The organism is Acidisphaera sp. L21, from assembly GCF_009765685.1.
In the GTDB taxonomy this organism is placed as follows: domain Bacteria; phylum Pseudomonadota; class Alphaproteobacteria; order Acetobacterales; family Acetobacteraceae; genus LMUY01.
This window is the reverse complement of the sequence record NZ_LMUY01000103.1, coordinates 231,873-240,833: the sequence shown is the minus strand read 5'-3', so window position 1 is coordinate 240,833 and position 8,961 is coordinate 231,873. Positions and strand designations below refer to the sequence as shown.

7 protein-coding genes are annotated in these 8,961 nt (G+C 66.7%); 2 read left to right on the top strand and 5 right to left on the bottom strand.

Annotation, left to right across the window (positions count from 1 at the left end):
* Nucleotides 1–36: 36 nt before the first annotated feature.
* Together GSQ76_RS21575 and GSQ76_RS21570 are read right to left on the bottom strand one after the other, a co-directional pair.
* The gene (locus GSQ76_RS21575; RefSeq protein ID WP_158746156.1) at nt 37–1,695 is read right to left on the bottom strand and encodes a peptide ABC transporter substrate-binding protein; all 1,659 of its coding nucleotides are present in this window, start codon (nt 1,693–1,695) and stop codon (nt 37–39) included.
* Nucleotides 1,696–2,005: 310 nt separating this feature from the next.
* Nucleotides 2,006–3,541 (bottom strand): MDR family MFS transporter, encoded by a 1,536-nt coding sequence (locus tag GSQ76_RS21570; protein WP_254070551.1) that lies wholly within the window; start codon nt 3,539–3,541, stop codon nt 2,006–2,008.
* 156 nt (nt 3,542–3,697) lie between these two features.
* Here GSQ76_RS21570 and GSQ76_RS21565 point away from each other — a divergent pair, with 156 nt between their 5' ends.
* Together GSQ76_RS21565 and GSQ76_RS21560 are read left to right on the top strand one after the other, a co-directional pair.
* The gene (locus GSQ76_RS21565; protein WP_158746155.1) at nt 3,698–4,996 is read left to right on the top strand and encodes a cystathionine gamma-synthase family protein; all 1,299 of its coding nucleotides are present in this window, start codon (nt 3,698–3,700) and stop codon (nt 4,994–4,996) included.
* 52 nt (nt 4,997–5,048) lie between these two features.
* Nucleotides 5,049–6,215, top strand: a complete 1,167-nt coding sequence (locus GSQ76_RS21560) for an acyl-CoA dehydrogenase family protein (protein ID WP_158746154.1) — start codon at nt 5,049–5,051, stop codon at nt 6,213–6,215.
* An 11-nt stretch (nt 6,216–6,226) separates the two neighbouring features.
* Here GSQ76_RS21560 and GSQ76_RS21555 read toward each other — a convergent pair whose 3' ends face one another.
* The 3 genes from GSQ76_RS21555 to GSQ76_RS21545 form a co-directional block, all read right to left on the bottom strand.
* Nucleotides 6,227–6,655, bottom strand: coding sequence for a hypothetical protein (locus GSQ76_RS21555; RefSeq protein WP_158746153.1), 429 nt, complete (start codon nt 6,653–6,655; stop codon nt 6,227–6,229).
* Nucleotides 6,655–7,377, bottom strand: a complete 723-nt coding sequence (locus GSQ76_RS21550) for a DUF2786 domain-containing protein (RefSeq protein WP_254070550.1) — start codon at nt 7,375–7,377, stop codon at nt 6,655–6,657. The genes GSQ76_RS21555 and GSQ76_RS21550 overlap by 1 nt, the downstream gene beginning before the upstream one ends.
* A gap of 65 nt (nt 7,378–7,442) precedes the next feature.
* A complete protein-coding gene (locus GSQ76_RS21545; RefSeq protein ID WP_158746151.1) occupies nt 7,443–8,840 on the bottom strand; it encodes an amidase family protein in 1,398 nt (465 codons plus the stop codon).
* Nucleotides 8,841–8,961: the final 121 nt, after the last annotated feature.

Here is an 8,961-nt window from a genome sequence, read left to right as displayed (position 1 = left end):
ATTAAGCCCTAACCTCAAGAAAGTACATAACACCCTCTAGTTCGGGTGCCAGTCTGCGGCCGAGTAGGTAGAATAGGTTTCCTTCCCGGTCGCCTGATACCCGTCCAGCCACAGCGGCACCACGTCCGGATCGACGCGAAAATACAGCGGCAGCGCATACAGCTTGCCCGAGTAGATGCGCTGCATGTCGGCCCACAGCGCCTGTTGCTTCGTCGGGTCCAGCTCGTATTGCGCTGCCGCGATATCGGCATCCATTTTCGGGTCGCTGATACCGCTGTAGTTCTGGCCGCCCCAGTTATTCTCCGCCAAGGGAATGAACGGCGAGGACAGCCGCGCCCAGGGTGTCAAATCTACCTCCAGCGTGGAGGCGTATTCCGCCATTCCGGTGAACTCCCGATGCTTCAGCAATTGCCCGAAGAAGCTGCGGGAGGGCTGATTCTTGATCGTGACCTCGACCCCGATTGCCTTCCACTGGCTCTGCATCACCTGCTGCGTCAGCTCCCGCACCCGCGCGCCGGAGGTGGTGGCGAACTCGAAGGTCAGCCGGTCACCCTTGTCATTGCGACGAATCCCGTCCGATCCGGGTTTCCAGCCCGCCTCGTCCAACAGCGCGCGGGCACGCGCCGGGTCGAACGGATAGGTCGGCAAGTCGGTGATGAAATGGCTGTCCAGGCTGTTGATGAATGTCCGCGCCAGGTCGCCATAGCCGCCGAACAGCCGGTCCACGATCGCCTTCACGTCGATCCCGTGCAGCAGGGCTTTGCGCACCCGCTCATCCTGCAAGATGGGGTTGCTGAGCTGCAGGTCGATATGTTCGTAAGAAAGCTGCGGCTTGAAGATGAAGCGGAACTCGTTGCCATGCTGCTTCTGCAGCGCCACCACCTGGTCGATCGACAGCCCGATGCCGGCCGGGGTCATGTCTACATCGCCCGACAGCAGATTGGCCTGCAACGCGGCCGTATTCTCGATCAGCCGTACGCTGATCTCCTTCAGCCCCGGCTTGGTCCCCGTCCAAAACGGGTTCGGTTTGTAGCTGACACTGATGTTGGATTTGTAGTCCGACACCAGGAACGGCCCGTTCCACAAGCCCGGCGTGGTCGGCGCCCTGTTATACAGCGTGGTGTTGATGTAATCCGCCGGCGTCTTGGCCGCGGCCAGGATCGGCCCTTCCAGATGCTCCGGCAGGATCTCGTCCCACAGCGCGTAGGAGGTGACGGTCCGGTCCAGATGCAGCACCGCCGTCTGGTCGTCCACCACGTCGACGGACGTAGCGCGGGACCACGGATGCACGTTGGCGAACCCGGCATTCGGGTCGTGACCGACCTTCCAAGTGAAGGCGAGGTCCTTCGCCGTCAGCTTCACCCCGTCGCCCCACATCAGCCCCGGCTTCAGCTTGATGGTGACCGCCAGCCCATCGCCGCCACTGGCCGTTTTCTCCCGCTTCGCCAGCCCGTTCTCCAGCGAGGGTGCCTCGGTGCACAGCAGGCAGACGATTTTGCCCGTGGTGTCGTAGACGGTGATGCGATGCAGGCTCAGCGCATCGACGTAGCCCTGCACGGTTTGCGAACCGATATACGGATGCAGGTTGTTCGGAAACTGCGCCACGCCGATGGTGAGGTGATCCTTCGCCTGCGCCGACGCGGTGACCACCGCCAAAGCCAGTCCAGCAGCGATAGTGGCAGTGCGAGCGGTCATGCGTGTCCATCCTGTTGCTGCGACGGGTGTAGCAAGCTGCGCACTTGGACTGAAGGCGCTCCTTCTCTTGGCGCCATAATCACAGAAACTCTCGGAGGTTACTTCTGTGATGCCGGCATGTTCTCCCATAGCACTTCATTCATACGCGTCTGCCAGCCTGTTTGTAGGCTTCAGCACATCCGCATCGAGCCGAAGCGTCTGGTTGACCGTCTTCTCGGCTTTCACCGGGCGGCCGCCCTTGTTCCGCAACAGCTCTTGCGTCGCTCTATCGCCGATTATCCAGTTGCGTCGTTGGCCTCAGAACCGCCGCCTAAACCACGTCCTCGATCTCACTCCGCAGCATCAACTCCGGCAGCCCTAGCACCAGCACGAAGGCCGCCGTCATCACCAGTCCGCTCAACGTAAAACAACCCGCCAGCGCCCCGCGATACGCCGCACTCACGCTCGCCTGTTGCGCCGTCGTCAGCCCGGCCAGCGCCTGCATCCCGTGCTCCGCCAGCGCCCCCACATCCACCGTCTGCCCGGCGCCGCTCAGCCGCAGCGACATGATCGTCCCCGACGTCGCCACCCCCAATGCTCCGCCCAACGACCGGGCGAACGTCATCGCCCCCGTCGCCGCACCCAATTCCCGATGCGCCACCGAGTTCTGGACCGACGTCGTCAAATTCGGCATGCCGATGCCCATCCCCAGCCCCAGCGCACCCATCGAAATCAGGAAGATCGCGGCTGGGGCGGCGATGAAGGCGAACACCGCAAGGCTGGCCAGCGCCGCCGCCTCCAACCCCAGTCCGGCCAGCAAAAACGGTTTGGTACGCCCCAGCCGGCTCACGATCCGCCCCCCAATGATGGAGGTCAGCAGCATTCCAGCCACCTGCGGCAGCATCATCACGCCGGCCCGGGCCGGGTTCATGCCCAGCACGAGTTGGAAATATAGCGGCAGGAACACCGTCGAGCCCAGCATGGCGAACGACATCATCCCGCCAACCGCCACGCCCCGCGCAAACACCGGGTTGCGGAACAGCGGCAGGCGGATCAGCGGCTCCGGCGCCCGCAACTCCCACCACAGGAAGCACCCGACCAGCCCCGCCGTCAGCAGCGCCAACCCCGCGCTTTGCACCGACAGCCATGCGAACTCCGTCCCGCCCCAGGCCAGCAGCAACAGCAGCGCCGCGGTGGCGCTGGCCAGCAGCACCGCCCCGGGATAGTCGATCGAGTGCGCCCGCCCAGCCGGTTGCTTGCGCAGCCCGGTGGCGATCATCACCAGCGCCAGAATGCCGATCGGCAGGTTGACGTAGAACACCCACCGCCACGACAGCGCCTGCGTAATCAGCCCGCCCAGCAAAGGCCCGGCGACGCTGGACAGCGCGAAGGTCCCTGTGAACAGCCCCTGATACCGCGGCCGATCCCGGGGGGAGACGACGTCCCCGATCGCCGCCTGCGCCAACACCAGCAGCCCGCCCGCGCCCAGCCCCTGCAGCGCCCGGAACGCGATGATCTGCCCCATGCTCTGCGCCGCACCGCACAACAGCGACCCGACCAGGAAGATCCCGATGGCCACGAAGAACAGTGTCCGGCGGCCATAAATATCCGACAGCTTGCCATACAGCGGTGTCGTGGTGGTTGCGGTCAGCATGAACGCCGTCACCACCCACGACAGATGCGTCATGCCACCCAAATCGCCCACCATGCGGGGCAGGGCGGTGTTGACGATGTTCTGGTCCAGCGCCGCCAGCACCATCGCCAGCAGCGACCCGGCCATGACGGTTCGCAGGCGGATGGTGGGGGCAGTTGTGATGGAGGTGTCGACGCCGGGCACGGCGGCGAGGGGTTTGGCGGCAGCGGTCACGTTTCGTCCGTCCGGCTTCTTATCCGCCCTTGTTACCCCCGCCGGTCTCGCCGGTCACCCCAAAGCCGGGCATTTCAGACCAGCGCGCCCTCATCATGTGCATTCTCGCGGGCCCAGGCGCATGGTTTGCCAAAGCCATTGCGAAGGGAGGCGTCCATGCCGGACCACAGCCACACCAAGACGCTCGGCGACCGAGCCCTGGCGCCCGAAACCCTTATGCTCGGCTACGGCTTCGATCCCGCGCGGTCCGAGGGCTCGGTCAAGCCGCCAGTCTTCCTCACCTCCACCTTCGCCTTCGCCACGGCGGAGGAGGGGCGGGATTTTTTCGACGTCGTCGCCGGCCGCAAACCCGTGCCGGAGGGCGGGGCGGGCCTGGTCTACGCCCGATTCAACCACCCGAACGGCGAGATCGTCGAGGACCGGCTCGCCGTTTACGAGGCGGGCGAGGCCGCACTCACCTTCAGTTCCGGCATGGCCGCCATCACCACCGCGATCCTGGCCACCGCCCGGCCCGGCGACGTCATCCTGCACAGCCAGCCGCTCTATGGCGGCACCGAGACGCTGCTCGCCCGCACCCTGGCCAATTTCGGCATCATCGCCCACGGCTTCGCCGATGGCACCGACCCGGCGGCAATCCAGCAGGCCGCCGACGATGTCTGCCAGCGTGGCCGGCTCAGCCTGGTGATGATCGAGACCCCCTCCAACCCGCTGGACACCATGGTCGACATCGCCGCCGTCCGCGCCGTGGCGGATCGGGTCGGCCAGGCCACCGGATTGCGGCCGCTGATCCTATGCGACAACACGATGCTCAGCCCGGTGTTCCAGCAGCCTTTGCGTCATGGCGCGGACCTCACCATCGCCTCGATGACCAAATACATCGGCGGCCACAGCGACCTGATCGGCGGCGCCGTGGTCGGCAGCCGCGCCCTGATCCAGCCCATTCGCCTGCTGCGCGGCGCCATTGGCACGCAGCTGGACCCGCATTCCTGCTGGCTGGTGGGCCGGTCGCTGGAAACCCTCGCCATCCGCGTGCGCGCCGCCGCCGCGACCGCCCAAACCGTCATCCACATGCTGGAGGCGCATCCCGGTGTGGCGGCCGTCCACGCCCTCGGTCCAGACCGTGGCAGCGCCGCCGCCAAGCGCATCTACGCCGCCCAATGCACCGGCCCCGGCAGCACCTTCAGCATCGAAATCCGCGGTGGCCAGGCGGAGGCGTTTCAGGTGCTGAACCGGCTGCGCCTGTTCAAGCTGGCGGTCAGCCTGGGTGGCACTGAATCGCTGGTCTCTCATCCCGCCTCCACCACCCACTCCGGCGTGCCAGCCGATGTCCGCGCCCGTATCGGCGTCACCGACGGCCTGATCCGCCTCAGCATCGGTCTGGAGAGCGCCGATGACCTGATAGCCGATCTCACCCAGGCCCTGGCCGCGCTGGACAGCGAACCGCGTCCGGTTTGACGCCTACCGCCAACTGCGCCTTCATCGGCTGCAATGACGGAGGGCGGCCACGATGGATTTCGGATTCACACCGGAACAGGAGGCATTGCGCGAAGCCGTGGGCCGCATCGTCCACAGCTTCGACGAACACTACTGGCTCGACCTCGATCGCACCGGCACATTCCCCTTTGCTTTCACCAAGGCAATTGCCGAGGGCGGCTGGCTGGGCATCGCCATGCCTATCGAATACGGCGGCGCCGGGCTTGGCGTGACGGAGGCTGCGCTGATGATGAACGTCGTCGCCCGCTCCCCCGGCGCGCAGGCCGCCGCGTCCTCCATCCACATGAACATCTTCGGCCCCCATCCGATCGTGGTGCACGGCACGGCGGAGCAGAAGCAGCGCTGGCTCCCGCCACTCATCGCCGGCGAACAACGCGCCTGCTTCGGCGTCACCGAGCCGGACGCCGGCCTCGACACCACCCGCGCCAAAACCCGGGCCGAGCGTGCGCCGGGCGGCTACAAGATACACGGCCAGAAGATCTGGACCTCCACCGCGCAGGTCGCCGACAAGATCATGCTGCTGGCCCGCACCACGCCCATCGACCAATGCAAGCGCCCCGCGGATGGCTTGACGCTGTTCTACGCCGATCTCGACCGCACCACCGCCGAGATCCGGCTGATCCACAAGATGGGCCGCCACGCCGTCGACTCGAACCAGGTGTTTTTCGACGGCATGTTCGTTCCGGAATCCGACCGTATCGGCGAGGAAGGCCGCGGCTTCCGCTACCTCCTCGACAGCCTCAATCCCGAACGCGTGCTGATCGGAATCGAAGCCGTCGGCCTTGGCCAATACGCGCTGGAGCGTGCCGCCAACTACGCGCGCGAACGCGAAGTGTTCGGCCGCCCGATCGGCCAGAACCAGGCCATCCAACACCCGCTTGCGCTCAATTGGATTGAATTGGAATCCGCCTTCTACGGTTGCTTGCGCGCGGCCTGGATGTACGATAGCGGCGTCCCCTGCGGCCCCCAGGCCAACGCCGCGAAATACGCCGGCGCCGAGGCCGGCTACCGCGCCTGCCTACAGGCCGTTATGACGCATGGCGGCATGGGCTACGCGCAGGAATACCACGTCGAACGCCTACTGCGCGAAAGCCTTATCGCCAAGCTGGCCCCCGTCAGCGAACAACTGATCCTGTCCAACATTGCCGAACGCGTGTTGAAATTACCTAAATCCTATTAGGCCACTCCGTATCAATCGGAGAACACCGCCCGCGCCTCCATCCGCACCTTCACCCCGGCCTGCGCCAGGCTGGCCTGCAATTCCGCCCCGTCCAGCCGCAAATATGTCCTCAGCAACTGCACATACACACCCACGAAATCCGCCCCATGGCCGTCCGACACACCATCCTGCGTCGTCGTCATCGCATGCGCCAATTCATGCAGCACGCACCACGATGGTGTGGAGCGCGGCAGCCGGATGCGCAGCCGGTTCGCATCCGCAATCCGGCATCGCGCCTGCGCCGGCAGCGGTTCGACACGCGGCGGATACAGCAGCCCCATTTCCGCCCAGATCGCATTCACCATGCCCTGCCCGGCGCCAAACGGCACCACGGTCGGGTCGTGCGGCGCCACCACCCGATCCTCCCACGCGTAAACGCGGTTGCGCTGCCGGTCCGCCATCAGCGCAGCAGCGCCGGGTCACCCCCCTCGATCGGGCGACGCAAATTCACCCGGTCCCCCGCCACCCGGCCGGCGCGGAATGCCGCATTCCGCCGCAGCGTCAGCCCGGGCAGGGAGCGCAGGCGAACCTTGCGGGCCTGGAACGCCTCCTCCACCACCTGGTGACGCACCAGCATCAGCGCCGTGCCAGTCGGACGTTGCGCAGCGACGGCCGCCTCGCGTTCGGCATGCATGCCCCCCAACCGCTCCGCCACCCGCGCCGCCATGCCATGCTGAAAGCTCGCGCTGGCCCGGCGCAATGCCACCCCCATCAAAACCGCCTCGCCCCGGCGAAACCCGGTCAGCCCGGTGGTGATCGCGCGTGAGATGACGGCGAATAGATAAGCCGCCAGCGCCGTATCCGTCTCGAAGCCGAAGAACACGTAATGCGTCTGCTCTTCGCTCCGCGCCAGCCACACCTTGCAGTCGCAGAACCGGGCCAGCGCCGGCACGCAAACGTCGATCGGGCGCCGCTGCCGCCCGCCGATTGGCACCTCGATCTGGACGCACGGCTCTTGCCGGACATCCACCTCCTCCATGGTCAGCGCATACCGCTCCAGCAGCCGGCCCACCATCTCGGCGGCCGCCATCGCCTCCGCCTCGGTGCAGCCGCGCGCCACGGTGCGGTCGGTCAGCGCCTTGATCCGGGCCTTCACCCGGGCGAGTTCGTCGTTCTGGCTCAATGCACCATCCCCAGCAGCAATCCCACCCATTCTGCCAGATGCAGCGTGGTCGCTGGAAGGGGTGCCTAGACCGGGTCGATGGGGGAGGCCGGCACGCCCCCGGCCTCGATCGCCTCGCCGGCCGCCAGACACAAATCCTCCCGGTAGCGCCGGCTCACCAGTTGCACGCCCACCGGAACCGTCCCGACCATACCGGTCGAAACCGTCAGCCCCGGCAATCCCACCACGGGCAGCGCGACCTGGATCATCTGCGCCTCCCACACCGCTTGGAACGCCTCGGCCCCCTTCATGTCCTGCTGGTCGGGGAAGGGTAGTTCGGCGCACACGGGCAGCAGAACCACCGGCGTGTCCTCCAGGAAAACCTGCCACAGGCGCAAAATGGCAGCCCGCCGCATCAGAATCGCGCCCAGCATGGCCGGGTCGACGGACCGCGCCAGCGCCTCGTGCTGCGCCAGGATGTTCATCGCCCCCGGGTCGCCCTCTTTGGTGACGGAGGCGAGTTGCGCCTCGAACCGATCACCCAGCCACAACTTCGTCTGCATCTCGGCCGCTTCGCGCAGGGGCGGCAAAGCATCCACCTCCTCCACCACCCAGCCGGCGGCACGCATCCGGTCGGCCGAATCCATTAGCGCCGCCACCACCTCCGGCGACGTCGCCAACCCATCCGGCCGTAGGCACAAAGCGGCCCGGCGCGGCGCCGCCGGCCCCTCCAGCGGCGCCGGCACATACCAGGGGTCCCGCGGGTCGGGCGCGGAAAACGCCGCCAGCCCCAGCCGAAGATCCGCAATCGTCCGCCCGATCGGCCCCGACACGGCGCTGATCTGCGGCCCGATCGGCCGCTCCGGCCCCGACGCATTATACGCCGGCACCCGCCCCGGCGTCGGCCGCAGCCCATGCACGCCGCAGGCATACGCCGGGTAGCGGATCGACCCGGCGATGTCCGTACCGTGCGCCAGATGCCCGATCCCAGCCGTCACCGCCGCTGCCGCCCCGCCCGACGAGCCGCCCGGTGTCAGCGACGCGTCGCGCGGGTTCTTCGTATCCCCATGCAGCAAGTTTGTCGTGAACCAGCGATAGGAAAAGGCCGGCGTGTTCGTGCGCCCCAGGATCACCGCCCCGGCGCGCTGCAGATTATCGACCACCGGGCTGTTACTGCTGGCGATCAGGTCCTTCTGCAGACGCACGCCGTTCGTGGTGGCATAGCCAGTCTGGTCGGTATTGACCTTCACCGTCACCGGCACGCCACCCAGCACACGTGGGTCATCGCCCCGTGCGATCGTGGCATCCACCGCGTCCGCCGCTGCCAGAACCTCGTTTGGCCGATGATCCACCACCGCATTGATCTTCGGGTTCACCGCATCCAGCCGGGCCAACCCGGCCAACGCCGCCTCCCGGGCCGACACGTCGCGACGGCGGATGCGGGCGGCAAGCTCGGTTGCGGACAGGCGCCAGAGGTCGGTCATCGGGGCTCGCTTGGCTGTAGGGGCAATGGACCGGCGCAGCCTAACCGCATTTCGCAGACCGCCGCCACGCCTTGTGCAGTGCGGCATAGATTTTGCCTGCCGGTGGAAATCTGTTTGCGCC

Excerpts from the sequence above, each read along its gene's own strand:
- GSQ76_RS21575 (WP_158746156.1), bottom strand. The coding sequence starts at position 1,695 with ATGACCGCTCGCACTGCCACTATCGCTGCTGGACTGGCTTTGGCGGTG.
- GSQ76_RS21565 (WP_158746155.1), top strand. The coding sequence starts at position 3,698 with ATGCCGGACCACAGCCACACCAAGACGCTCGGCGACCGAGCCCTGGCG.
- GSQ76_RS21560 (WP_158746154.1), top strand. The coding sequence starts at position 5,049 with ATGGATTTCGGATTCACACCGGAACAGGAGGCATTGCGCGAAGCCGTG.
- GSQ76_RS21555 (WP_158746153.1), bottom strand. The coding sequence starts at position 6,655 with ATGGCGGACCGGCAGCGCAACCGCGTTTACGCGTGGGAGGATCGGGTG.
- GSQ76_RS21545 (WP_158746151.1), bottom strand. The coding sequence starts at position 8,840 with ATGACCGACCTCTGGCGCCTGTCCGCAACCGAGCTTGCCGCCCGCATC.